The 24,726-nt window shown below is 70.6% G+C and carries 25 protein-coding genes; 17 read left to right on the top strand and 8 right to left on the bottom strand.

Translation table 11 applies throughout. The features are described from left to right. Positions 1-73: 73 nt before the first annotated feature. Entirely contained in the window at positions 74-766 is a 693-nt protein-coding gene (phoU, locus tag P2F65_RS10695; protein ID WP_275806717.1) for a phosphate signaling complex protein PhoU, read from the bottom strand. A gap of 183 nt (positions 767-949) precedes the next feature. Here phoU and P2F65_RS10700 point away from each other — a divergent pair, with 183 nt between their 5' ends. Further along, the gene (locus tag P2F65_RS10700) at positions 950-2,128 is read left to right on the top strand and encodes an ATP-binding protein (protein ID WP_275806720.1); all 1,179 of its coding nucleotides are present in this window, start codon (positions 950-952) and stop codon (positions 2,126-2,128) included. Then, positions 2,125-2,808: a response regulator transcription factor gene (locus tag P2F65_RS10705; RefSeq protein WP_275806723.1), complete on the top strand. Its 684-nt coding sequence runs from the start codon at positions 2,125-2,127 to the stop codon at positions 2,806-2,808. Before P2F65_RS10700 ends, P2F65_RS10705 begins: the two co-directional genes overlap by 4 nt. A gap of 31 nt (positions 2,809-2,839) precedes the next feature. Here the strand turns inward: P2F65_RS10705 and P2F65_RS10710 are convergent, their stop codons facing one another. After that, on the bottom strand, positions 2,840-3,316 hold the full coding sequence (locus P2F65_RS10710) for a hypothetical protein (RefSeq protein WP_275806726.1): 477 nt from the start codon (positions 3,314-3,316) through the stop codon (positions 2,840-2,842). A gap of 196 nt (positions 3,317-3,512) precedes the next feature. Here P2F65_RS10710 and P2F65_RS10715 point away from each other — a divergent pair, with 196 nt between their 5' ends. Together P2F65_RS10715 and ispD are read left to right on the top strand one after the other, a co-directional pair. Next, positions 3,513-3,995, top strand: a complete 483-nt coding sequence (locus tag P2F65_RS10715) for a CarD family transcriptional regulator (protein WP_091758412.1) — start codon at positions 3,513-3,515, stop codon at positions 3,993-3,995. Beyond that, entirely contained in the window at positions 3,992-4,675 is a 684-nt protein-coding gene (ispD, locus tag P2F65_RS10720) for a 2-C-methyl-D-erythritol 4-phosphate cytidylyltransferase (protein ID WP_275807387.1), read from the top strand. The genes P2F65_RS10715 and ispD overlap by 4 nt, the downstream gene beginning before the upstream one ends. On the opposite strand, the gene P2F65_RS10725 is transcribed toward ispD, so the two are convergent. After that, complete coding sequence (locus P2F65_RS10725; protein WP_275806732.1) at positions 4,672-5,289, bottom strand: GNAT family N-acetyltransferase; 618 nt, start codon at positions 5,287-5,289, stop codon at positions 4,672-4,674. The two genes, ispD and P2F65_RS10725, sit on opposite strands and share 4 nt — an antisense overlap. A 174-nt stretch (positions 5,290-5,463) precedes the next feature. On the opposite strand from P2F65_RS10725, the gene P2F65_RS10730 reads away from it, so the two are divergent. Both P2F65_RS10730 and ispF read left to right on the top strand, forming a co-directional pair. Beyond that, positions 5,464-5,934 carry a hypothetical protein gene (locus P2F65_RS10730; protein ID WP_275806735.1) on the top strand — a complete coding sequence of 157 codons (471 nt, stop codon included), beginning with the start codon at positions 5,464-5,466 and terminating at the stop codon, positions 5,932-5,934. A 24-nt stretch (positions 5,935-5,958) separates the two neighbouring features. After that, positions 5,959-6,453 (top strand): 2-C-methyl-D-erythritol 2,4-cyclodiphosphate synthase, encoded by a 495-nt coding sequence (ispF, locus tag P2F65_RS10735; protein ID WP_275806738.1) that lies wholly within the window; start codon positions 5,959-5,961, stop codon positions 6,451-6,453. A gap of 69 nt (positions 6,454-6,522) precedes the next feature. Here the strand turns inward: ispF and P2F65_RS10740 are convergent, their stop codons facing one another. Further along, positions 6,523-6,918, bottom strand: a complete 396-nt coding sequence (locus P2F65_RS10740) for a hypothetical protein (RefSeq protein WP_275806741.1) — start codon at positions 6,916-6,918, stop codon at positions 6,523-6,525. Between the two features lie 220 nt (positions 6,919-7,138). Here P2F65_RS10740 and P2F65_RS10745 point away from each other — a divergent pair, with 220 nt between their 5' ends. The 6 genes from P2F65_RS10745 (at position 7,139) to P2F65_RS10770 (ending at position 12,699) form a co-directional block, all read left to right on the top strand. Next, positions 7,139-8,224 carry an S-(hydroxymethyl)mycothiol dehydrogenase gene (locus P2F65_RS10745; RefSeq protein ID WP_275806745.1) on the top strand — a complete coding sequence of 362 codons (1,086 nt, stop codon included), beginning with the start codon at positions 7,139-7,141 and terminating at the stop codon, positions 8,222-8,224. A 14-nt stretch (positions 8,225-8,238) separates the two neighbouring features. Beyond that, a complete protein-coding gene (locus P2F65_RS10750) occupies positions 8,239-8,892 on the top strand; it encodes an MBL fold metallo-hydrolase (protein WP_275807390.1) in 654 nt (217 codons plus the stop codon). A 176-nt stretch (positions 8,893-9,068) separates the two neighbouring features. Continuing rightward, on the top strand, positions 9,069-10,511 hold the full coding sequence (cysS, locus tag P2F65_RS10755; RefSeq protein ID WP_275806748.1) for a cysteine--tRNA ligase: 1,443 nt from the start codon (positions 9,069-9,071) through the stop codon (positions 10,509-10,511). Between the two features lie 9 nt (positions 10,512-10,520). Continuing rightward, positions 10,521-11,510: a 23S rRNA (guanosine(2251)-2'-O)-methyltransferase RlmB gene (rlmB, locus tag P2F65_RS10760; RefSeq protein ID WP_275806751.1), complete on the top strand. Its 990-nt coding sequence runs from the start codon at positions 10,521-10,523 to the stop codon at positions 11,508-11,510. Between the two features lie 66 nt (positions 11,511-11,576). Next, on the top strand, positions 11,577-11,972 hold the full coding sequence (locus P2F65_RS10765; RefSeq protein WP_275806754.1) for a hypothetical protein: 396 nt from the start codon (positions 11,577-11,579) through the stop codon (positions 11,970-11,972). Between the two features lie 136 nt (positions 11,973-12,108). Next, complete coding sequence (locus tag P2F65_RS10770; RefSeq protein ID WP_275806757.1) at positions 12,109-12,699, top strand: hypothetical protein; 591 nt, start codon at positions 12,109-12,111, stop codon at positions 12,697-12,699. A gap of 25 nt (positions 12,700-12,724) precedes the next feature. On the opposite strand, the gene P2F65_RS10775 is transcribed toward P2F65_RS10770, so the two are convergent. Continuing rightward, positions 12,725-13,987 (bottom strand): DUF4032 domain-containing protein, encoded by a 1,263-nt coding sequence (locus P2F65_RS10775; protein ID WP_275806760.1) that lies wholly within the window; start codon positions 13,985-13,987, stop codon positions 12,725-12,727. Between the two features lie 115 nt (positions 13,988-14,102). Further along, entirely contained in the window at positions 14,103-15,221 is a 1,119-nt protein-coding gene (ugpC, locus tag P2F65_RS10780) for a sn-glycerol-3-phosphate ABC transporter ATP-binding protein UgpC (protein WP_275806763.1), read from the bottom strand. A gap of 306 nt (positions 15,222-15,527) precedes the next feature. Here ugpC and P2F65_RS10785 point away from each other — a divergent pair, with 306 nt between their 5' ends. The 5 genes from P2F65_RS10785 to P2F65_RS10805 all read left to right on the top strand — a co-directional run bounded on the left by P2F65_RS10785 (position 15,528) and on the right by P2F65_RS10805 (position 22,419). Further along, positions 15,528-16,847, top strand: coding sequence for a maltose ABC transporter substrate-binding protein (locus tag P2F65_RS10785; RefSeq protein WP_275806766.1), 1,320 nt, complete (start codon positions 15,528-15,530; stop codon positions 16,845-16,847). A 182-nt stretch (positions 16,848-17,029) separates the two neighbouring features. After that, positions 17,030-18,613, top strand: a complete 1,584-nt coding sequence (locus tag P2F65_RS10790; RefSeq protein WP_275806769.1) for an ABC transporter permease subunit — start codon at positions 17,030-17,032, stop codon at positions 18,611-18,613. Position 18,614: 1 nt separating this feature from the next. Beyond that, positions 18,615-19,541, top strand: a complete 927-nt coding sequence (locus P2F65_RS10795) for a sugar ABC transporter permease (RefSeq protein WP_275806771.1) — start codon at positions 18,615-18,617, stop codon at positions 19,539-19,541. Then, on the top strand, positions 19,538-21,406 hold the full coding sequence (locus tag P2F65_RS10800; RefSeq protein WP_275806774.1) for a glycoside hydrolase family 13 protein: 1,869 nt from the start codon (positions 19,538-19,540) through the stop codon (positions 21,404-21,406). The genes P2F65_RS10795 and P2F65_RS10800 overlap by 4 nt, the downstream gene beginning before the upstream one ends. Then, positions 21,403-22,419, top strand: a complete 1,017-nt coding sequence (locus P2F65_RS10805) for a LacI family DNA-binding transcriptional regulator (RefSeq protein ID WP_275806777.1) — start codon at positions 21,403-21,405, stop codon at positions 22,417-22,419. The genes P2F65_RS10800 and P2F65_RS10805 overlap by 4 nt, the downstream gene beginning before the upstream one ends. A gap of 4 nt (positions 22,420-22,423) precedes the next feature. Here P2F65_RS10805 and otsB read toward each other — a convergent pair whose 3' ends face one another. Beyond that, entirely contained in the window at positions 22,424-23,203 is a 780-nt protein-coding gene (gene otsB, locus P2F65_RS10810) for a trehalose-phosphatase (RefSeq protein WP_275806780.1), read from the bottom strand. Then, a complete protein-coding gene (locus P2F65_RS10815) occupies positions 23,203-24,726 on the bottom strand; it encodes a trehalose-6-phosphate synthase (protein WP_275806783.1) in 1,524 nt (507 codons plus the stop codon). The genes otsB and P2F65_RS10815 overlap by 1 nt, the downstream gene beginning before the upstream one ends.

Consider the following 24,726-nt stretch of genomic DNA (forward strand, 5'->3'; position numbering starts at 1 on the left):
ACAGGCCCGGTATGCCGTGTGCACGGCATACCGGACCTGTCCACCTCCGCGAGGCGGTGACGGCGCGACCGGGTCAGTCGGTCGCGTCGTCCTCCTGCTCCTCGTGGTCCATGCTCGTGATTCCCTCGTCCCACTCGCCGGTGACGAGGTAGATGACGCGGTGGGAGACCGTGACCGCCCAGTCGGCGAAGCGCTCGTAGTAGCGGCTGATCAGGGCGAGGTCGACGGCGGACTGCACGCCGTACTTCCACGGGCCCTCCATGAGCCGGTTCAGCAGCTCGCGGTGCAGGTCGTCCATGGCGTCGTCGTCGCGGTCGAGCTCCGCAGCGGCCTTGACGTCCTTGGACGCGATCACCGAGCCGGCCTTGGCGACGATCTCGCCGGCGACGTTGCCCATCTGCACGATCTCGGAGCGCACCTCCGCGGGCACGGCCGTGTCCGGGTAGCGCAGGCGGGCCACCTTGGCGATGTGGCGGGCCAGGTCGCCCATGCGCTCGAGGTCGGAGCTCATCCGCATGCCCGTGACGATGATGCGCAGGTCGGTGGCGACGGGGTTCTGCCGGGCGAGCAGGTCGATGGCGAGCTCGTCGATCGCCTCGCGCATCGCGTCGACGGCCTTGTCGCCGTCGATGACCGTCTGGGCCAGCTGGATGTCGGCATCCAGCAGGGCGGTGGTGGCGCGCGACATGGCGGAGCCGACCAGTCTGGTCATCTCGACGAGCTGGTCGGAGATCTTGTCGAGGTCCTCGTGGAACGCGTGGCGCATGGGTGCTTGTCGTCCTTGGGTCGCAGGGTCGTCGCCAGGTGGTGGCAGCCGGGGTTCGTCGGTGCGAGGGTTGCACGGGGCCGTGAACGTGTGGGGGCCCCGAGATGAACATATGGGAACCCCGCAGCAGGGGACACCCCGCCGTGCTCATTCATGCAGTTTTCTCTGCGTACATTGAGTCTCGTGGACGTGGGAACCGCCGCCGTGCTGTCCGGCTTCGCCGGGCTCGTCATCGGCGTGTTCGCCGTCCTCGCCGTCCGGTACTCCGAGCGGCAGATGCACGAGGTGCCCGAGCCGGAACAGCCACCGGCACTGCCCGCAGGTGTCGGCGCCGTTCTCGCGGTGCTGCGCTCGAGCGCCATCGTCGTCGACTCCTCCGACGCCGTGATCACCACTTCGCCGGCCGCGGTGTCCTACGGGCTGGTCCGCGGGCAGGAGCTCGCGCACGCCGAGCTGCGGGAGCTGGCCAGGCAGGTGCGCCGTGACGGAGTGATCCGCGAGGCCGAGCTCGAGCTGTCGCGCGGACCGCTCGGCCGCGGTCGCGTCTTCATGCAGGCTCGGGTGGCGCCGCTCGGGAGCAGCCAGGTGCTCCTGCTGCTCGACGACCGCAGCGAGGCACACCGCCTCGAGGAGGTCAGGCGTGACTTCGTGGTCAACGTCAGCCATGAGCTGAAGACCCCCGTGGGCGGGATCGGGCTGCTCGCCGAGGCGGTGGCCGATGCCAAGGACGACCCCGAGGCGGTGGAGCGGTTCGCGCGGCGGATGCAGGTCGAGGCGGCCCGGCTGAGCCAGCTGGTCAAGGAGATCGTCGACCTCTCGCGCCTGCAGGTCGCCGACGTGCTGCACGAGCCCCGCCTGGTCGACATCAGCTCCGCCGTGCACGAGGCGCTCGAGCGTTCGCGCGTGGAGGCCGACGCCCAGAAGATCGAGCTGGCCGAGGCCGCCGAGCCCGACCTCAAGGTCTTCGGTGACGAGGAGCTGCTGGTCACCGCGGTGCGCAACCTCATCGGCAACGCCATCGCCTACTCCGACCAGGGGACCCGGGTGGCCGTGGGGGTCCGCCGGGCCGGGAATGCCGTCGAGATCAGCGTGGCCGACCGTGGGCACGGCATCCCCGAGAGCGAGCAGGACCGCATCTTCGAGCGCTTCTACCGGGTGGACGCGGCACGGTCGCGGACGACCGGTGGCACTGGGCTCGGCCTGGCGATCGTCAAGCACATCTGCGCCAACCACGGCGGTGACGTCACCGTCTGGAGCCGCGAGGGCCGCGGCTCCACCTTCACCATCCGCCTCCCCGCGGCTGTCGACCGCTCTGGGGAGAACGGCCCGACCCACGACCCGCAACGAGAGGCCGCCGAATGACCCGCATCCTGGTGGTGGAGGACGAGGTCTCGTACTCCGACCCGCTGTCCTACCTGCTGAAGAAGGAGGGCTACGAGGTCTCGGTCGCGGAGACCGGCACCGAGGCGCTCGAGGAGTTCGACCGGGCCGGAGCCGACCTGGTGCTGCTCGACCTGATGCTCCCGGGGCTCACCGGCACCGACGTGTGCCGGGCGCTGCGGCAGCGCTCGGCCGTGCCGGTCATCATGCTCACCGCCAAGGACAGCGAGATCGACAAGGTCGTCGGCCTGGAGATCGGCGCCGACGACTACGTCACCAAGCCGTACTCGTCCCGCGAGCTGCTGGCCCGGATCAAGGCGGTCCTGCGCCGGCGCGCCGAGCCCGAGGAGCTCCTGCCGGCGACGCTGGAGGCCGGCCCGGTGCGGATGGACGTCGAACGCCACGTGGTGACGGTCAACGGCGAGCAGGCCTCCATGCCGCTGAAGGAGTTCGAGCTGCTGGAGATGCTCCTGCGCAACACCGGGCGGGTGCTGACCCGGATGCAGCTCATCGACCGGGTCTGGGGCAGCGACTACGTCGGCGACACCAAGACCCTCGACGTCCACGTGAAGCGGCTGCGGGCCAAGATCGAGCCGGACCCCGGGAACCCGCGGCACATCGTGACCGTGCGCGGGCTGGGCTACAAGTTCGAGGCGGACTGAACCGAGGCCGACTGAGCCGGCGAGGGGACGGTTAGGGGGCGAGGGTCTCGTAGTAGCCCTCGGGCGTGACCACCGGCACCTCCACGATGTTGCTGCCGGCGGCCTGGGTGCTCACCTGCAGCGTGGCCACCGCGCCCGGCTTGGCCGTCACGGGCGTCAGCGTGACCGGAGTCTGCGTGGACAGGGACTCGTCGGCGTAGGCCGGCACCTGGATGCTCGCGTTCGCGCCTCCCTCGCCGGCGAAGGTGACGGTCACCGGCTCACCGGCACGGTTGACCACATGACCCGAGAGGGTGCCCGCGCCGCCCTCGGTCTCCGACACGACCACGAGGTTGCGGATCTGCACCTGCTCGAGGTCGACCGGCACGCCGTCGCCGGGGATGTACGGCTCGTCGGTCTGGATCGGGTTGGTCACCTGGCACCCGGCCAGCCCGAGCGCGGCCGCGGCAGCTGCCAAGGGCACGAGACGGCGGGCGGCACGGGCGGGAGAAAGGGTTCGGCGCATCACGGGTGACAGCGTACCGGGGACCGCTTTCGCTGCGCGCACCCGTGCGCGTTGCACGACACGGTCGCGTCTGTCAAGAGCGTCCCACGAAGGAAATTCCAGCGAAAAGAGGCTCTGACCTGCGGAAACGTCGAAGGCTCAAGTTCCTCTGGAGGGCGCGTCGTGTTATTCTGGAGGTCGCGAAAGGGGAAAACAGCACATGGTTTTCAAGGTCGGCGAAACGGTCGTGTACCCGCACCACGGGGCTGCACTGATCGAAGAAATCAACACCCGCACGATCAAGGGCGAGGACAAGCTCTACCTGAAGCTCAAGGTGGCTCAGGGTGATCTGACCATCGAGGTCCCTGCCGAGAACTGCGATCTCGTGGGCGTCCGCGACGTCGTCGGCCAGGACGGGCTCGACAAGGTCTTCGAGGTCCTCCGCGCTCCGCACACCGAGGAGCCCACCAACTGGTCGCGCCGCTACAAGGCGAACCTCGAGAAGCTGGCCTCCGGCGATGTCATCAAGGTGGCCGAGGTCGTCCGCGACCTGTGGCGCCGTGACAAGGACCGCGGCCTGTCCGCCGGTGAGAAGCGCATGCTGGCCAAGGCTCGCCAGATCCTCGTCTCCGAGCTGGCCCTGGCGGAGAAGACCAACGAGGACAAGGCCGAGGCCATCCTCGACGAGGTCCTCGCCTCCTGAGCGTCGCTGTCGTCCTCGTGGCAGGAGGACAGGGCACTCGGCTCGGCGCTGCTGAGCCCAAGGTATTTGTCACGCTGAACGGCGAGCCGCTGCTCGGGCATGCCCTGAGCCGCGCGCTCGCCGTTCGTGCTGTCGGCCACGTGGTGGTGGTCGCGCCGCAGACCCACCTCCAGGCGGCCCGGGCGGTCGCCGACGGCACGACCCGGCCCGAGGCCGTCGACGTCGTGGTGGGGGGCGCCGAGCGCACGGCCTCGGTCGCCGCGGGTCTGGCGGCGCTGCGCCCTGACGACGACGTCGTCCTGGTGCACGACGCGGCCCGGGCGCTCGCGCCGGCCGAGCTCTTCGAGTCGGTCATCGCCGCGGTCGAGGCGGGCAACCCGGCCGTGGTGCCAGGACTCCCGGTCGCCGACACGGTCAAGACGGTCGACGGCGACGGCCGGGTGCGCGGAACGCCCGATCGTGACCACCTGCGGGCGGTGCAGACGCCCCAAGGGTTCACGCGCACGCTGCTCCAGAGGGCGCACGCCGGCGGCGCGTCGGCCAGCGACGACGCCGGGCTGGTCGAACGTCTCGGCGAGCCCGTCGTCGTCGTGCCCGGCGACCCCCGCGCCATGAAGGTGACCACGCCCCACGACCTGGCGGTCGCGGCGGTCTACCTGCGCGAGGAGCTCCGGGGCTAACCGGGGCGGCGGGCCGTGCGCTCGTGCTCCTTCAGCACGGCGCACACCTCGTCCCACGGGGCCACGGGGTCGCGAGGCAGGTCGGGCTCGAGCACCGAGTGCCAGCCGTCGAGCATGCGGCCCTTGTGGTCGAGCAGGGCCGGGACGAGCTGCGGCACCGGGAAGCCGTTGCGCCAGGCGGCCTTGTAGCTCGCGTAGTTGCCCACATTGGCCTGCCAGGCCACGAGCTCCCACCCGAGGTCGGTGAAGGCGTGGTCGACGACCAGGCCCACGGCCTCCGACATCACGCCGAGGCCGCGCACGCGCGGGTGGGTGACGAACCCGATGTTGCCGCTGCTGTGGCCCGGCTCGCGGCTCCACGCCCGGAGGTCGATGGTGCCCGCGTAGGCGCCTTCGCGCTCGATGGCCCAGGAGACCTGCTTCTGGGACGGCTGCATGATCTCGGCGAGGTACTCCCGGCCCATGTCCTCGGTGTAGGGCGTGGGCACGGTCGTCCACCGGATGCTGTCGGGGTCGGCGCAGCGCTCGAGGATCGGCCCGAGGTCGGCGTCCACGTGCGGGCGCAGGGTCACGGTGGGGCCGGTGAGGACGGGGATCGCCATGGGCTCGCTCATGCGGCTGCAGGCTACGGCGTGGCGCTGGGTGGTGCGACCAGGTTTCCTACTGTCTGCCGGAAACCCGGCCGGCCCGGTCGCCAGCCGCCATGCTGTGCTCTGTGTGCGCGGCGGGGGCCTGACCAGGCGGGTGTGCTTCACCCTCGCCCTGGCGACCCTGTGCGCCCTCACCGGGTGCGCCGACGGGCCTTCGCCCGCCGAGAAGGGCGCTGCGGCGCTCGCCGCCCTCGGGGCGCCCTCCGCGTCCTGCGGCTCGGTCGTGTCGTCGTGCACCTCGACCCGGCGAAGGACCCCACCTCGGCGACGGTCGCATGGCGCCGCACGGTGCCGGCTGGGGAGCTCCCTCAGGCCTGTGCCGAGGTGCGGGCCTGGGCCGAGCAGGCCCAGACCCGCTTCGGCCTGGCCGTCGCGGGCCGCGAGGTCGAGCAGTCCTGCCTCGAGGGTGTGCCGCAGGCACCCGTGGACGACGACCTGCGCATCGTTGGCTCGGGCGCCAGTGCGTATGCCGCCGTGCCCGGCGCGCCGGGTCGGCAGCGCCACATGTTCTGGGCCTACGCCCGCTCGGAAGGCCCCACGGCGTCGGCTGCGGAGCTGCGACGGGACTCCCTGCTGACCTCGGTCACGTACGACCACGCAGCCGACTGATCGGCTGGTGGTTGGATGACGCCCATGAGGCACACCGGTATGCCGCGGGTGGGCGTGGGCGTCGACGTGCACGCCTTCGCACCAGAGGGCAGCGCGCGCGAGCTGTGGGTGGCCGGGCTGCTCTGGCCTGGGGAGCGCGGGCTCGAGGGCCACTCGGACGCCGACGTGGCCGCGCACGCCGCCTGTGACGCACTGTTCTCGGCCGCCGGCATCGGTGATCTCGGCGCGCACTTCGGGACCTCGCGGCCGGAGCTGGTCGGGGCATCAGGTGTCGCGCTGCTCGCGGAGGCGGCTCGTCTGGTCCGTGAGGCCGGCTTCGAGATCGGGAACGTCGCGGTTCAGGTCGTCGGCAACCGCCCCAAGATCGGCACGCGTCGCGAGGAAGCCCAAGCCGCCCTCGAGGCGGCGTGCGGCGCACCGGTGTCGGTCAGCGGCACCACCACCGACGGGCTCGGCCTCACCGGCCGTGGTGAGGGAGCCGCGGCGATCGCGACCGCCCTGGTCCACCCGGTCGGCTGACGACCGCCAGGGAGAGGGGCCGGTGCGGTGCACCGGCCCCTCGTGGCGCAGGGCCGCGTCGCCTGGGCCTCAGTGGGCGTGGGGCCCGGCGTGGGCGTGGGGCCCGGCGTGGGCGTGGACCAGCCCGGCGTGGTCGGCGACCTCGAAGGCGTAGACCAGCAGGATCGAGCCCATGAAGACCGCGAGGAGGAGCTCGGCGGCGGCCGTCTCGGCCAACAGCAGCGCGGCCAGGCCCAGGCCCATCGACACGATCGCTGCCACACCCTCACCGGCCCCGACGCGGTCGTCGGCGTTGCCGCTCTGGAGCACCAGGAAGGCGATGGCTCCCAGCACGAGGCCGACCGCGGACATGCCGCGCGCGTCCTCGATGAAGGGCATCTCGTCGTACACCAGGTAGCCGACGTACGGCACCGCGATGGCCACGATGAGCAGGGAGGCAATGGCGTCCCGGAATGTCAGCTTCATCAGTACACCTCCTTCCAACGGCCTCAGGCTGCACCCACCCCGTGCCGCCGGGGAGAGCCGAAGGGCCCCTCTCCGGGCGTTGTGTTGGTTCCGCGGGTGGAGCAGGTGTTCCGAGCCCCGAGAGGCGGTCGGCCTCGGCCCCGCTGCGTCCGCGCCGGGGCTCGGCACGGGCCGTAGGGTGGCGGCATACCGACCCCTGGCCCCGCCCGAGGAGGACCGCATGCCCCAGACCGTCAAGGGAGTCATCGCCCGCAGCAAGGACGCCGACGTCGAGGTGGTCGACGTCGTGGTGCCCGACCCGGGCCCGGGTGAGGCCGTCGTCAAGGTGCACACCTGCGGGGTGTGCCACACCGACCTGCACTACAGGCAGGGCGGTATCAACGACGAGTTCCCCTTCCTGCTCGGCCACGAGGCGGCCGGCATCGTCGAGGCGGTCGGCGAGGGCGTGACCGACGTGGCGCCCGGCGACTTCGTCATCCTCAACTGGCGAGCGGTCTGCGGCCAGTGCCGCGCCTGCCAGAAGGGCAAGCCGTGGTACTGCTTCGCCACGCACAACGCGAAGCAGAAGATGACCCTCACCGACGGCACCGAGCTGAGCCCGGCGCTGGGCATCGGGGCGTTCATCGAGAAGACCCTCGTCGCCGCGGGCCAGTGCACCAAGGTCGACCCCGAGGCCGACGCCGCCGCGGTCGGCCTGCTCGGCTGCGGCGTGATGGCCGGCTTCGGCGCGGCCGTCAACACCGGCGGCGTGGGCATGGGCGACTCGGTCGCGGTCATCGGCTGTGGCGGCGTGGGCAACGCGGCCATCGCGGGCGCCCGGCTCGCGGGAGCGACGACCATCGTGGCTGTGGACATCGACGACGAGAAGCTCGACGCCGCAAGGCGTTTCGGCGCCACCCACACGGTCAACAGCGCCAGGACCGACCCGGTGGAGGCCATCAAGGCGGCGACCGGGGGGTTCGGCGCCGACGTCGTGGTCGAGGCGGTCGGACGGCCCGAGACCTACGAGCAGGCGTTCTACGCCCGCGACCTCGCCGGCACCGTGGTGCTGGTCGGCGTCCCGACGCCCGAAAAGCAGGTCACCCTGCCGATGCTCGAGATCTTCGGCCGCGGCGGCGCGCTGAAGTCGAGCTGGTACGGCGACTGCCTGCCCAGCCGCGACTTCCCGATGCTGGTCGACCTCTACCGCCAGGGCCGCTTCGACCTCGACGCGTTCGTCACCGAGCGCATCGCCCTCGGTGACGTCGAGAAGGCCTTCGAGAAGATGGAGCGCGGCGAGGTGCTCCGCTCGGTGGTGGTCCTGTGAGCGGTACCGTCGGTATGCCGGACCTCGCACCCTCCAAGGGCGGCGTGCGGGTCGACCGGCTGGTCACCTCGGGCACCTTCGAGCTCGACGGCGGCTCCTGGGAGGTCGACAACAACGTCTGGATCGTGGGCGACGACAAGGAGTGCGTGGTCATCGACCCGGCACACGACGCCCGCCGGATCGTGAAGTCGATCCCGCGTGAGCGGAAGGTGGTGGGGGTGCTGTGCACCCACGCGCACAACGACCACATCAACGGCGTCGGTGAGGTCTGCGACGCCACCCGTGCGCCGGCATACCTGCACCCGGAGGACCGGGTGCTGTGGGACCAGCTCTACCCGGTGACCCCCGACCGCGAGCTTCGCGACGGCGATGTCATCACTGTCGGCGACGTCGACCTGCACGTCATCCACACCCCGGGGCACTCCCCGGGGGCCTGCTGCTTCTACGCGCCAGCGCTCGGCGTGCTCTTCAGCGGGGACACCCTGTTCAGCGGCGGACCCGGCGCGACGGGGCGCTCCTACAGCGACTTCCCCACGATCATCGACTCGATCCGCGACAAGCTGCTGAGCCTGCCCGACGAGACGGTGGTGCTGACGGGTCACGGCGACTCGACCGTGATCGCGGCGGAGGCGCCACACCTGCAGGAGTGGGTCGACCGCGGCCACTGAGCCCGAGCCTTCCTGCAGCAACCTCTGCTAGCAGGAGTTGCTGCCGGGCGCCCACGTTGCTGCATGCCCCTGCGGCAGCAACGTCTGCTGAGCCAGCGCCGAGCGATGGGCTTGGGGCCGGGTGCGCCTGCTGCTCGTTTAGTCCGGGGAAGGCACCCGCGGGTAACCTTGCGCGCGTGAGCCTCCGCCTGTTCGACACCGCCGCGCGCGAGCTGCGCGACTTCACCCCCCTGGTGCCCGGTCAGGTGGGGATCTACATCTGTGGGCTCACGACCCAGAGCGCCCCGCACATCGGTCACGTCCGCTTCGCCGTCGCCTTCGACGTGCTGCGCCGGTGGCTCGAGGGCCGTTACGACTACCGGGTCACCCTGGTGCGCAACGTCACCGACATCGACGACAAGATCCTGGCCAAGTCCGCGGAGGCCGGCGAGCCGTGGTTCGCGCTGTCGTACCGCAACGAGATCGAGACGGCCCGGGCGCTCGACCTGCTCGGCGTGCTGCCTCCCACCTACGAGCCCCGCGCCACCGGTCATGTGCCCGAGATGGTCGAGCTCATGCAGGTGCTCATCGAGAAGGGCCACGCCTACCCGGCTCCCGACGGCAGCGGTGACGTCTACTTCGACGTGCGCAGCTTCCCGGAGTACGGCTCGCTGACCCACCAGAAGATCGAGGACATGGCGGCGGCCGAGGACGCGGACCCGCGTGGCAAGCGCGACCCCCGCGACTTCGCCCTGTGGAAGGGCCGCAAGGAGACCGAGCCGGTGAGCGCCTCCTGGCCCACCCCCTTCGGTGTGGGACGTCCGGGCTGGCACCTCGAGTGCTCGGCGATGGCCCGCAAGTACCTCGGCGACGCCTTCGACATCCACGGCGGCGGCGTCGACCTGCGCTTCCCCCACCACGAGAACGAGCAGGCCCAGTCGCGCGCCGCGGGGCTGGACTTCGCGAACTTCTGGCTCCACAACGCCTGGGTCACCGTCGCCGGCGAGAAGATGAGCAAGTCGCTCGGCAACTCGCTCGTCGTCAGCGAGGTCACGAAGGTCGCCCGCCCGCTGGCGGTCCGCTACTACCTCACGGCGGCGCACTACCGATCGACGATCGAGTACCACGAGGGCTCCCTCCAGGAGGCCGACACCGCGGTCGAGCGCATCGACGGCTTCCTGCGCCGGGCGATCCGCTCGCTGAACGGCAGCGCCGACAACACCCCCGACCACAGCCGCGTCCCGGAGGCCTTCGCGGAGGCGATGGACGACGACCTCAACGTCTCGGGTGCGCTCGCGGTGGTGCACGAGACAGTGCGCGCGGGCAACACGGCGCTCGACGACGGCGACGACGAGGGCGTGGCGGAGGCCTTCGCCCAAGTCGTGGCGATGACCGACCTGCTCGGCGTCAACCCCCTCGACCCGCGCTGGGAAGGTGGCGCCTCCAACGGCGGCAACGAGGCCCAGTTGGCCCTCGACGCCCTCGTCGGGGCGCAGCTCGAGGCGCGCGCCGCGGCCCGGGCGGCCCGCGACTTCGCGACCGCCGACGCCATCCGCGACCAGCTGAACGCGGTCGGCATCCACATCGAAGACACCGCCTCGGGTGCGACCTGGTCGCTCGCCCGGCGCACCGAAGGCTGAGAGGCACACATGGCAGGCAACTCCCAGCGCCGAGGGGCGATCCGCAAGGGCGCCTCCAAGAAGGGCGCCACCGTCGGCTCGGGCGGTCAGCGCCGCCGCGGGCTCGAGGGCAAGGGCCCCACGCCCAAGGCCACCGAACGGCCGCACCACAAGGCGCACAAGATGGCCAAGGCCGCGGCCAAGCGCGGCGCACCCGCCCCGGGCCGGGCCGGGCAGGGTCGTCCGTCGGGCGGCCGCCGCTCCAAGGGCTCCAGCGAGATGGTGGCCGGGCGCAACGCGGTCGTCGAGGCGCTGCGGGCGAACGTCCCGGTGACCACGCTCTACGTCGCCGGCCGGATCGACGCCGACGACCGCGTCCGCGAGGCCCTCAAGACGGCGACCGAGCGCAGCATCCCCATCCTCGAGACGCCCCGCGGGGAGCTCGACCGGCTCACCGACGGAGCCGTGCACCAGGGCCTGGCCGTCCAGGTCCCGCCGTACGAGTACGCGCACCCGTCGGACCTGGTCGACCCCGAGGCGCCTGGCATCCCGCTGGTCGTGGCCCTCGACGGCATCACCGACCCGCGCAACCTCGGCGCGATCATCCGCTCGGTCGCGGCCTTCGGCGGTCACGGGGTCGTCGTCCCCGAGCGGCGGTCGGTGGGCATGACCGCCAGTGCCTGGAAGACCTCGGCGGGTGCCGCCGCGCGGGTGCCGGTCGCCTTGGCCTCCAACCTCACCCGCAGCCTCGAGGACTTCCGCAAGGCCGGATTCTTCATCCTCGGTCTCGACATGGACGGCGACGTGACTCTGCCGGAGCTGGCGCTCGCCACCGAGCCGCTCGTGGTCGTGGTGGGCTCGGAGGGCAAGGGCCTGTCGCGCCTGGTGGGCGAGACGTGTGACCAGATCGTCTCGATCCCCATGTCGTCGGCCGTCGAGTCGCTCAACGCGGGCATCGCGACGGGCGTCACCCTCTACGAGATCGCCCGGCGACGCGCGGCCGGGGCAACCCGCTCATAAGGGGAGAATTCCGCTAGCGTTCGGTGCAGTCGCGCCCAAGGGGGAGCGCCAGCGAAAGGGAACCGCATGTCCGACTCCGGCTCCACGCCGCCTCCGCCGCCCGGTGGCGGGGGTTACCCGCCGCCTCCCGGTGGTGGCGGCTACTCCGCACCGCCGCCCGCCCCGGGCTACGTCGAGGGATCCGGCCCGATGGGTCCCCGCGAGCACCCCAAGGGCACTCTGATCCTCATCCTCGGCATCCTGTCGATCGTCTGCGTCCAGCTGCTCGGCCCGGTCGCGTGGATCATGGGCAACAACGCGATCCGCGAGATCGACGCTAACCCTGGCGCCTACTCCAACCGTGGCACGGTCAACGCGGGCCGGATCTGCGGCATCATCGGCACCATCTTCCTGGTGCTCGGCCTCATCACGTGGGTCATCCTCATCGCCACCGGCGCGATGACGGCGAACTCCAACGCCTGACGCCCGGCGCAGCCCCAGGGCTGTTGCCACCGGCCGCGTCGATCGCGCCCCGCGCCCGCCTCACGAGGCGGTCACGCGGGGCGCGATCGTCTCCGGGGCCTGACGTCCTCGCCACCGACATCGACCAAGGAGAGTCATGAGCACTCCGTACCCGCCGCCCCCCGGGCACCAGGGCCACCCCGGCATGCCCGGGGGCTACCCCGGTATGCCGCCCGCGTCCGGGCCGATGCCGACCTCGCCACCGCCGGCCGGCCAAGCGAACCTCGCGCGCCCGCAGTCGGCCACCAACGCCGTGCGGCTGATGTGGGCCGGTGCAGGCCTGAGCGTCGTCAGCCTTCTCCTGACGCCGGCAAGCGACGACGTGATGCGGCGGTCCATCGAGGACGCCATGGCCGGGCAGCCGGAAAGCCTCACGCCCCAACAGATCGACGGGTTCGTCACCCTGGGCGTGGCGATGGGCATCGTCTTCGGCATCATCGCTCTGGCTCTGTGGCTGTTCATGGCATGGGCCAACGGGAAGGGCCGCAGCTGGGCCCGGATCGTGGCGACGGTGCTGTTCGCCCTCAACGCGGTCTTCCTGCTCGCCAGCCTGCCCCAGGTGGGCGCCATGCCACTGGCCTTCGCGGTGTCCGCGCTGACGACCCTCGTGGGGGCGCTGGCGGTCTACTTCCTGTGGCGCAAGGACTCGAGCGACTGGTTCGAGGCCCAGTCGATGCCGCGCTACTGAGGGGCGGCCCGAGCGCGCAGGCGGTTCAGCCCTCTCCGATCTCGTCGCCGAGCATGGCCACGACCGGCATCTCGACGGTGTCGACGCCGAGCACCGACTTCTCGTCCGGCTTGCCCGGCAGCACCGTCGCGACGTAGTCCTTGATGGCATCCTCGATGGGCACGTCGTGGTTGGCCTTCTCCGACATGTACCAGCGGTGCTCGAGCACCTCGTGGAAGATCTCGGCGGGCTCCAGCTTGGCGGTGTACTCGCGCGGGACGGTGCGCGTGACCGGCTCGTAGATCTTGGCCAGCCAGTCGTGGGCGACGATCTCCTCGTCCTCTCCCTGGCGGTCCTGGGAGGCACGGAAGGAGTCGAGGTCGTTGAGTAGCCGCCGGGCCTGGTTCTCCTCGACATCGAGGCCGGTGAGGCGCAGCAGGCGGCGGGAGTGGTGGCCGGCGTCGACGACCTTCGGCTGGATCTGGATCGTGGTGCCGCCGATGTCGGTCGAGATGGCCAGTTCGTCGACGTCGAAGCCCAGCTCGTTGAGCCGGCGGATCCGCTCGTCGACGCGCCAGCGGTCACCCTTCTCGAAGCGCTCGAGGCCGGTGAGCTCCTCCCACAGGTCGGTGTAGCGCGTCACGATCCGGTTCGACGTCTCGATCGGGTCGGCGGCCTCGTGGAGCAGCCCCCCGGCCTCGAGGTCCATCAGCTCGCCGGCGATGTTGACCCGGGCGATCTCGAGGTCGTGCGCGCGCTGCCCCGCGGTCAGGCTGGGGTGCAGCTCGCCCGTCTCGGCGTCGACCAGGTATGCCGCGAACGCGCCGGCGTCGCGCCGGAACAGGGTGTTTGACAGGGAGACGTCTCCCCACCAGAACCCCTCGAGGTGGAGGCGCACGAGCAGCACGGCAAGCGCGTCGATGAGGCGCTTGGCGGTGTCGGGGCGCAGGGTCTGGCTGAACAGCGCGCGGTAGGGGAGCGAGAACTGCAGGTGGCGGGTGATGAGGCAGCCGTCGAGGGCCGTGCCGTCCTCCTGCTCGCGGCCGCTGACGATGCCGAACGGCTCCACGCAGGGAAGGTCGAGGCGGCCGAGCGCCCGGAGCAGGTGGTACTCGCGGAAGGCGATGTCGGTCTTGATCTCCTTGACCGCCAGCACCCGGTGCGAGAGTCGGACGAAGCGCACCACGTGCCGGGAGATGCCCCGAGGCAGGGCGGCGAGGTGCTTCTCCGGCCACGTCTCGAGGGGCAGGTGCCACGGCAGGTCGAGCAGGGCCGGATCGGGACGGGCTGCGGAGATCTCGAGTGCCACGCAGCCATCGTGGCAGATGCGAGGAGGGCGGCACCCCTCACGGGTGCCGCCCTCCCACGATGCGGTCGGTGGTCAGTCGCCGGTTGTGCGAGCGCCTGGCCACCGGGCGGTCGTGTCAGTCGCCGAGGCGGTTGCCGTTCTCCACGTCGAACATGTGGACGTGGCCCTCCTTGGGGGCGAGGTAGACGGTCTCACCCTTCTGCGGGGGGCGACGGCCGTCGACGCGGGCGATGAACGGCCGCTGCGGCAGGTCGGCGCCGGACTCGTCGTAGTCCTGGTGCTGCTTGGCCTCGTGGGCGGTGCCGTAGATGTAGGCGTCAGCGCCCAGCTCCTCCACGACGTCGACGACGACGGGGATGCCCTGGCCCTCGGTGGTGAGGTTGAGGTCCTCGGGGCGCACGCCCATGGTGACGCTCTGGCCGTGGGCCTCCTTGAGGTGCTCGCGCGCGACCGGGTAGGTGCCGGTGCCGAGCTTCACGCCGCCGTCGACCACCGGCACGTCGAGCAGGTTCATGGCGGGGGAGCCGATGAAACCGGCCACGAAGACGTTGTTCGGGTGGTCGTACATGCGGCGCGGGGTGTCGCACTGCTGCAGGATGCCGTCCTTGAGCACCGCGACGCGGTCGCCCATGGTCATGGCCTCGATCTGGTCGTGGGTGACGTAGACCGTGGTGACGCCGAGGCGGCGCTGCAGCGAGGCGATCTGGGTGCGGGTCTGCACGCGGAGCTTGGCGTCGAGGTTCGACAGCGGCTCGTCCATGAGGAACACCTGCGGCTGGCGCACGATGGCCCGGCCCATGGCGACGCGCTGGCGCTGGCCGCCGGAGAGGGCCTTCGGCTTGCGCTCGAGGTAGGGCTCGAGGTCGAGGATCTTCGCCGCCTCCTGGACGCGCTTGTTGATCTCGCTCTTGTCGACGCCGGCGATCTTCAGGGCGAAGCCCATGTTGTCGGCGACGGACATGTGCGGGTAGAGCGCGTAGTTCTGGAAGACCATGGCGACGTCACGGTCCTTCGGGGAGAGGTTGGTGACGTCGCGGTCACCGATCCAGATCTTGCCCTCGTTGACCTCTTCGAGGCCGGCGAGCATGCGCAGGGACGTCGACTTGCCGCACCCGGAGGGGCCGACCAGGACGAGGAACTCCCCGTCCTCGATGTCGATGTTGAGCTTGTCGACCGAGGGGGTGTCGTTGCCCGGGTAGATCCGGGTCGCTTCGTCGAACTTGACTGTGGCCATGGCGTCGTTGCCTTCCTTCACCGGCAGGAACGTGCCGGACGATCCGTTGTAAAGGGTGGTGCACCTGCGGGCGTCGGTGCCCGCGGGTGGCGTCAGTCTGTCCTACGACGCGACATTTGGCCACAACCGGTCCACCATGGGGCGGCGGAGCCGGGGCACGGGTCGGCGGCTGCTGCGGAGCGCAGGAGTTACCGAATCGTGTGCAAGAACTTGCAGCACTAGGGCCAGTCTTGCTGAAAGTTCTTGCTATCTTCCTGCCACCGTCAGGGCCGCAAGGACGCGCCCTGCGCACACCAAGGAGAATTCATGCACAAGCGTGCCTTCGGCGCAGCGGCCGTGACGGGTGTCGCCGCGCTGCTCATGAGCGCCTGCGGCGGTGGCGGCGAGGCCGCCTCCCCCTCGGCCTCGACCAGCTCGGCCTCCGAGACCACCACCGCTGCCCCGGCGCCCACCCCGACCGGCACCGAGGCCCCCGTCCGTGACGCCGCGGCCGACCTCGTGATCTGGACCGACGCCGACCGTGCGCCGATCCTGACGAAGTACGCCCAGGAGTTCGGGGCGGAGAACGGCGTCAAGGTCGCCGTCCAGATCTCGGTCGACCTGCGTGAGCAGTTCAAGGACGCCACCAAGGTCGGCAAGGGCCCGGACGTCATCGTGGGCGCCCACGACTGGCTGGGTGAGCTCGTGCAGAACGGTGCCGTCGCCCCGATCCAGGTCTCCGCCGACGTCGCCGGCAAGTTCTCCGAGAACTCCATCGCCGCGACCAAGTTCAACGGCCAGACCTACGGCGTGCCCTACGCCGTGGAGAACATCGGCCTCATGCGCAACACCGAGCTGGCCCCCACCGCCCCGAAGACGATGGACGAGCTCGTCAAGATGGGCAACGACGCCAAGGCCAAGTCCGGCGGCAAGGTCACCAACGTGCTCATCCAGGCCGTCGGCAAGACCGGCAACGCCTACTACAGCTACCCCTACCTGAGCGCGTTCGACGGTGGCATCTTCGCCACCAAGGCCAACGGCGACTACGACGCCAACAAGGTGATCGTCAACAGCCTCGGCTCGGTCAAGGGCGCCCAGGTCCTTGCGGACCTCGGCAAGAAGAAGATCCTGTCGACCAACGTCGGCGACGACAACGCCGAGGGCCTGTTCACCAGCGGCAAGGCGCCGTTCTTCATCACCGGCCCCTGGTCGGTGCCGAACGCCAAAAAGGCCGGCATCAAGTACGAGATCACCAGCCTGCCCTCGCTGGCCGGCGGTGGCCAGATGCAGCCGTTCCTCGGCGTCCAGATGTTCTACGTCTCGGCCAAGGCCAAGAACGCCGTGCTGGCGCAGGAGTTCGTCACCAACTACGTCCCCCGCAAGGACGTCCAGCTCGCGCTCTTCGAGCAGGGTGGCCGCCCGCCGGCCCTGAAGGAGGCCTACGACGAGGTCGCCGCCAAGGACAAGGACGTCAAGGCGTGGTTCGAGGCCGGCAAGGACGGCAAGCCCATGCCGAACATCCCCGCCATGAACTCGGTCTGGGGCCCGCTCGGCCAGGCTGCTGCCGACGTCATCTCCGGCAAGGACGCCAAGGCCCGCTTCGACGCGGCCCAGAAGGAGATCGTGGCGAACATCGCCAAGGGCTGATGCTCTCCCGAGCAGTTCCCGCATGACGTATGCCGGGTGGTCACCACCCGTGGTGACCACCCGGCATGCCGCTTCACCACCGCACCACCGCACCACCGCACCACCTCGGGCCCCGCGCCCGTCCGCCACCAACGCCGCTGGCCCACCACCGGAGCAGCGGCCGCCGTCCCAGGAGAGCGCCCATGGCTGCTGACACCACGTTCCGCGGAGACCCCTCCGCCCGCTCCGGCCCGGCGCCGGTGTGGGTGGTCGTCGTCAGGTGGGCGGCCATCGCCCTGGTCGTCGCCTTCGCGACCCTCGTCTCCTGGAGGCTGGTCGAGCAGGGGAACTCGCTGTTCGTCGTGCTCATCGCCTTCGTGGTCATGGCGGTCGTCGCGGTCTACGCCACCCGCCGGGCGGTGCCCCTGAAGTACCTGCTGCCGGGCATGCTCCTGCTCGTCGCGTTCCAGATCTGGCCGATCGCCTACACCGCGGCGACGGCCTTCACCAACTACGGCGACGGCCACCTCCTGAGCAAGGAGGACGCGACGGCGAACATCGTCGCCAACTCGGTGCAGGAGGTCCCGGGCTCGCCGCGCTACCGGCTGAGCGTTGCCGTCCCCGAGGGCCAGGACCCCGCCACCGGCGACCTCACGTTCCTGCTCACCGACCCGGACGGGAAGTACCTCGAGGGGACCGCAGAGGGCCTCGAGGACCTGCCCGCCGACGGGGTCGAGGCGACCACCACCGGCAAGATCACCGCTGCCCCGGGGTTCGTCATCCTCGACGCCAGGCAGGTCAACCAGCGCGGCAAGGACCTCGGCGAGTTCGCCGTGCCGAAGGGCGACGGCGGCATCAAGGCCATCGGCCTCAGCGAGGCCTTCGAGGGCCGTGCGACGGTCACCTACGACGAGTCCGCCGACAAGCTCACCGACACCTCGACCGGCAAGACCTACGTGCCGCGCGACGCCTCCTGGGTGCCCGAGGACGGCCAGGGCGAGGCCTTCCCGCAGGGCTGGAAGGAGAACGTGGGCTGGGAGAACTTCGAGACCCTCGTGACCAACGAGACCATTCGCGCCGGCTTCGTGAAGATCTTCACCTGGAACGTCGCCTTCGCGCTGATCTCGGTGATGTCGACGTTCGTGATGGGCATGCTGCTCGCGCTGCTCTTCAACGACGACCGGCTGCGCGGCAAGGGTTTCTACCGGTCGATCCTGATCCTCCCGTACGCGATCCCGGGCTTCGTCACGGCGCTGCTGTGGATGTCGATGTTCAACCAGGACTACGGGCTCATCAACAACATCACCGGCCTCAACGTCGACTGGCTCGGCAACCCGTGGGCGGCCAAGGCGGCGATCCTCATCGCCAACCTGTGGCTCGGCTTCCCCTACATGTTCCTCGTGTGCACCGGCGCCCTGCAGTCGATCCCGGGTGACGTCCGCGAGGCGGCCCGCATCGACGGGGCCGGTCCAGTGCGCACGGTCCGGTCGATCATCATGCCGCTGCTGCTCGTGGCGGTCGGCCCGCTGCTGATCGCGTCGTTCGCGTTCAACTTCAACAACTTCACGCTGATCTTCCTCATGACCGAGGGTGGTCCGTTCACCTCGGGCGACACCAGCATCGGGTCCACCGACCTGCTGATCACCTACGCCTTCCGCATCGCCTTCAGCGGTGTCAACCCCAACTACGGTCTGGCGTCGGCGATCTCGATCTTCATCTTCCTGATCGTCGGCGTCATGAGCTACGCCGGATTCCGCCGCACCAAGTCCCTGGAAGAGGTCAACTGACATGTCGACCGGAGTGCAGACCACCGTCCCGACCGTCACGCCGGAGGCCCGGCGCCGTCCGGAGCGGTCCGGTACCCGCACCGTCGGCGGTGGCAGCATGTGGTGGCGCTACGTGCTCGTGGCCGTCGTCCTGGTGTGGGCGCTGTTCCCCGTCATGTTCCTCATCTCCGCCGCGCTGAACCCGGCCGGCACGCTGTCGACGAGCTCGCTCATCCCGACGGAGTTCTCGCTGGCCAACCTCGAGACGCTGTTCAACGACGCGTCGCGCCCCTACGCGACCTGGTACCGCAACTCGCTGGTCATCGGCCTCGTCGGGGCCTTTGCCCAGACCTTCATCGGCGCCTGCGCCGCCTACGCGTTCTCGCGCATGCGCTTCGCGGGCCGACGTCCCGGCCTGCTGGCGCTGCTGCTGCTCCAGCTGTTCCCGGCCTTCCTGGCCTTCGTGGCGATCTACGTCACCTTCGCGGCCATCGGCGACATCATCCCCGCCATCGGCCTCAACACTGTCTGGGGCCTGCTGCTCGTCTACCTCGGCGGCGCGATGGGCGCCAACGTGTGGCTCCTCAAGGGCTACTTCGACACCGTGCCCCGCGAGCTCGACGAGGCCGCCAAGGTCGACGGTGCCAGCCACGCACGCATCTTCTTCACCATGACGCTGCGCCTGGTCATGCCGATCCTCGTCACCGTCTTCATGCTCGGGTTCGTCGGCCTCTACAGCGAGTTCATCCTCGCGAGCATCTTCCTGCGCGACGTCGACAGCCAGACCCTCAGTGTCGGGCTCTACAGCATGACCGTGGGCAACGAGCGCAACCGCCTCTTCGGCCAGTTCGCCACCGGCGCCCTGCTGGCCTCGCTGCCGGTGGTGCTGCTCTACCTCGGGGCGCAGCGCTACCTCGTCGGCGGTCTCACCCAGGGCTCGGTGAAGTGAGCGCCTCCGACGCAGCCCTCGACCCTCGCTCCAACGCACGCCACGACCTGCTCGCCCAGCCGCACCACGACGGCTCGGCGCTCTACGTCTCCAACCCGCACCCGGCGCTCGGCGAGACCGTCACCGTCCGCGTCCGCGTGCCGAAGGAGGCGGACGTCACGGCCGTCCACGTGCGGCTCACGCCCGACGCCGAGCCGTTCTTCGTCGACGCGGTCATCGAGCGCGAGACTGCGAGCGACACCTGGTGGGTGGCCGACATCGTCGTGCACAACCCCGTCACCAACTACCGGTTCATCCTCGAGGGCGGCCCCACGGCATACCAGTGGTTGAACGGCACGGGGGTGCACCACCGCGACGTGCCGGATGCCGCGGACTTCCGTCTCACCGCCTTCGGTGCCCCGCCCGCCTGGGCGAGCGGAGCCGTCGTCTACCAGATCTTCCCCGACCGGTTCGGCCGCTCGGCCGGCCAGGACGAGCGCGAGGTGCCCGACTGGGCCGTGCCGCGCGGCTGGGACGAGCCGGTGCTGCTCGAGCAGGACGTCATCGCGACCCAGCTCTACGGGGGTGACCTCGACGGCATCGTCGAGCACCTCGACCACCTCGAGCGGCTCGGGGTCAACGTCGTCTACCTGACGCCGTTCTTCCCCGCACGCTCCAACCACCGCTACGACGCGTCGAGCTTCGACCACGTCGACCCGGTGCTCGGCGGCGACGAGGCCCTCGCCCGGCTCGTCGACGCCTGCCACGCGCGGGGGATGCGCGTGCTCGGCGACTTCACCACCAACCACACCGGCGACGCGCACCAGTGGTTCGTCACGGCCCAGCAGGACCCCGAGAGCGAGGAGCACGGCTACTACTTCTGGGAGGACGGCGACTACGTCGCCTGGCTCGGCGTGAAGTCGCTGCCGAAGCTCAACTACGACAGCGACGCCCTGCGCCACCGCGTCTTCGAGGACGAGGCCGGGGTGGTGCGCCGCTGGATCACCGGTGACAGCCCGCTCGACGGCTGGCGGGTAGACGTGGCCAACATGACCGGCCGCTACCGCGGGCAGGACCGCAACGCCGAGATCGCCCGGCAGATGCGGCTGGCCATGGAGGAGGCTGCCCCCGACGCGCTGCTGGTCGGCGAGCACTGCCACGACTACACGCAGGACGCCCAGGGCGACGGCTGGCACGGCGTGATGAACTACGCCGGCTTCACGCGGCCGGTCTGGACGTGGCTGCGGGCGCGCGGCCACGCGCCGAAGTTCCTCGGCTCCCCGCTGATGGTGCCGCGGCTCGGCGGCCACTCGGTGATGGAGACGATGCGCGAGTTCACGGCGATGGTGCCGTGGAGCACGGTGCGGCACAGCTTCAACCTCGTCGGCTCGCACGACACCACCCGCATCCGCACCCTCGTCGACGACGTCCGCCATGTCGAGGTGGCAGCGGGGCTGCTCTTCACCCTGCCGGGCATCCCGATGTTCACGTACGGCGATGAGATCGGCATGGAGGGGGAGTTCGGCGAGGACGGCCGTCGTCCCATGCCGTGGGACGAGCAGCATTGGGACGCAGCGCTGCTGGGGGCCTACCGCGGCCTCATCGCCGCTCGCAACGAGTCGGTGGCCCTGCGCGAGGGTGGTATGCGCTGGGTGCACGCCGACGACGACGCGCTCGTGTTCCTGCGCGAGTCGCCCACCGAGGTGGCGCTGGTGCACTGCGCCCGTCACGCACACGACGCCGTCCACATCACCACGTCCCGCCTGCCGGGCATCGAGGCCGGAGTTGCCAGATACGGTGACGCCCCGGTTTTCGGTGAGGGCAGAATGAGCCTGCAGGCAGACGGCCCGCAGGTCTCGGTGTGGACATGGCAGGTGAGTGAGTGAAGGCACGGCTGGCTGACATCGCCGCGCACGCGGATGTCAGCGAGGCGACCGTCAGCCGGGTGCTCAACGGCAAGCCCGGCGTGGCGGAGTCGACCCGGCAGGCCGTGCTGACCGCACTCGACGTCCTGGGCTACGACCGGCCCTCCCGCCTGCGGCGCAAGAGTGCGGGGCTCGTCGGGCTCATCGTGCCCGAGCTGACCAACCCGATCTTCCCGATGTTCGCCCAGATCATCGAGACGGCGTTGGCCCGGCTGCGGTTCACCCCCGTGCTCTGCACGCAGACGCCGGGCGGGGTGCACGAGGACGAGTACGTGCAGATGCTGCTCGACCGCGGAGTCGCCGGGATCATCTACGTCAGCGGCCAGCACGCCGACACCACAACGGATCCCGAGCGCTACGAGAAGCTCCGCGAACGCGGGCTGCCCATCGTGCTCGTCAACGGCTACCACGAGGGCATCGACGCGCCGTTCATCTCGAACGACGACGTGGCCTCGATGGAGCTGGCCCTCACCCATCTGGTGGCTCTGGGGCACAAGGAGATCGGCCTGGCCATCGGCCCCGACCGCTACGTGCCCGTCATCCGCAAGATCACCGGCTACCGCAACTCGATGAAGTCGTTGCTCGGTCGCGACGACGCCGAGCCCCTCATCGAGAAGACGATGTTCTCGGTCGAGGGCGGCGACACCGCGGCCACCCGCCTGATCGAGAAGGGCTGCACCGCAGTGGTCTGCGGCTCCGACCTCATGGCGCTCGGCGCGATCCGGGCGGCCCGGCGGATGGGCCTCGAGGTGCCCGACGACTTCTCGGTCGTCGGCTACGACGACTCGCCGCTCATCGCGTTCACCGACCCACCGCTGACGACGATCCGCCAGAGCGTGCAGGCCATGAGCGAGGCCGCGGTGCGGGCCCTGCTCGACGAGATCGCGGGGGAGCCGGCCCCGCGGGCGGAGTACATCTTCCGTCCCGAGCTGGTGGTGCGCGGTTCGACCGGCGCGGCCCGCCCACGCTCCTGACCGGTCAGCTCGACGTGGCCTCGCGGCGGAGCGCGAGGAGCAGGCGCAGGGCCTCGGCGACCTGCTCGGAGGTCTCGACCCGGTGGCGCGCCGCCGTGTCGCCCTCACCGACCTTGACGCTCACGTCGGGCCCGCGCATGACCTCGAAGGCGTGCTCGTCGGTGACGTCGTCCCCGAAGTAGAGGACGGCCTCGGCGCCCACCTTCTCCTGCAGCGCCAGCAGCGCGGTGCCCTTGTCGGCGGTGACGACCGACATCTCCACGACGTTCTTCCCCTGGAGCACCTTCACCCCGGTATGCCGCCCGGCCACCTCCAGCGCGGACCGCACCGCCGCTTCGGCGACGGCCTCCTCCTCGCCGCGGGTGTGCAGGACGGTGGCCGCAGGCTTGTGCTCGAGCCGCACCCCGGGGTGCTCCTCGACCACGCCGTGCAGGTCGCCGGTCAGACGCTCGAGGAGCTTCCGCTGGTCGGTCGTCAGGTCGTGCGGGTCGTCGTCGTGGCTGCTCTGGGCGCCGTGGCTCCCGATGCGCGTGACCGGGCTGCCGTCCTCCAGGCCGGTCAGCTCGGTCAGCGCGTCGAGGTCGCGCCCGGACACCACGGCGGTGTGGGTGCGGGGGAGGCCCGCGAGGGCGACGAGGTCGTCGATGGTGCCCGGGAGCGGGCGGGCGTCCATCGGGTTCTTCACGAAGGGCGCGAGCACGCCGTCGAAGTCGGTGGCGACCAGCACCTCCGGAAGCCGGGCGAAGGCATGGAGGGCTGCGCTCAGCTCGGCGGGCACCGACATCAGCGGGAGACCCCTGCGTGCTCGGCGTGGTGCCGCTGCTCGGCCACGCTGTCGGCGGCGGCGTGCGCGTCGTCGGCCCGCTGCTCGCGGGTCGTGCGTGCCGGCCTGGCCGGGGCGTACTCGAGCGCCTCGAGGAACCGGGCAGCCCAGCGCTGCACGTCGTGGTCGGCGACGCGCCGACGCATGGCCTTCATGCGGCGGCGGCGCTCCGAGTCCGGGGCGGTCAGGGCGGTCATGATCGTCTGCTTGAGCCCGGCGATGTCGTGCGGGTTGCAGACGTAGGCCTGGTGCAGCTCGTGCCACGCACCGGTGAACTCCGAGAGCACCAGTGCGCCACCCCCGTCGTGACGGCAGGCCACGTACTCCTTGGCCACGAGGTTCATCCCGTCGCGCAGGGGCGTGACCAGAAGGACGTCGGCGGCGAGGAACATCGCCGCCATCTCGTCGCGGGGATAGGAGTGGTGCAGGTAGTGGACCGCGGCGGAACCGATGTCGCCGAACTCGCCGTTGACCCGGCCGACCTCCTTCTCGACCTCCTCGCGCAGCTCGCGGTAGGCGTCGACCCGCTCGCGGCTGGGGGTGGCCACCTGCACGAAGACCTGGTCGGGGGGCGCGACGGCGCCGTCCTCGAGCAGCTCGGCGTAGGCCTTGAGCCGGTGCCGGATGCCCTTGGTGTAGTCGAGCCGGTCGACGCCGAGGAAGATCGTCTCGGGGTTGCCGAGCGACTCGCGGATCTCCTTGGCCCGCTGGACGACCTCGGGGGTGCGCGCCAGCTCCTCGAGGCCGCGGAAGTCGACCGAGATGGGGATGGCGCTGGCCCGCACGACACGGGTCGCACCGTCGTCGAAGGTCGCGGTGACGGTGTCGCCCCTGGTGTTCAGGCCCAGCAGCTGACGGCAGGCGCGCAGGAAGTTGTGCGCGTCAGCGACGCGCTGGAAGCCGAGGAAGTCCGCCCCCAGCAGCCCCTCGACGAGCCGGCGACGCCACGGCAGCTGGGCGAACAGCTCGACCGGCGGGAAGGGGATGTGGTTGAACCAGCCGATCTTCACGTCCGGCCGCATCTCGCGGACCATCGAGGGGACGAGCTGCAGCTGGTAGTCGTGGACCCACACGGTGGCGTTCTCGGCGGCGACCTCGCAGACCGCCTCGGCGAAGCGCCGGTTGACCCGTTCGTAGGCGTGCCACCAGTAGCGGTGGAAGCTGGCCGGCACGATCACGTCGTGGTAGATCGGCCACAGGGTGTCGTTGCTGAAGCCCTCGTAGTAGTCGGCCACCTCCTCCTCGGACAGGGGCACCGGCCGCAGGTACATGCCGTCCTCGTCGAACGGCTCGGGGGCGTCGCCGGACTCCCCGGCCCAGCCCACCCAGGCGCCGTCGCGGCCGCGCATGACCGACTCCATGGCGGTCACGAGACCCCCCGGGCTGCGGCGCCACTCGATGCCGCCGTCAGGCAGGACCACGCGGTCGACGGGCAGGCGGTTGGCGGCGACGACCAGGTCGAAGGTGCGGGTGCTGCCGGACAC

Source organism: Knoellia sp. p5-6-4 (genome assembly GCF_029222705.1).
Taxonomy (GTDB): domain Bacteria; phylum Actinomycetota; class Actinomycetes; order Actinomycetales; family Dermatophilaceae; genus Pedococcus_A.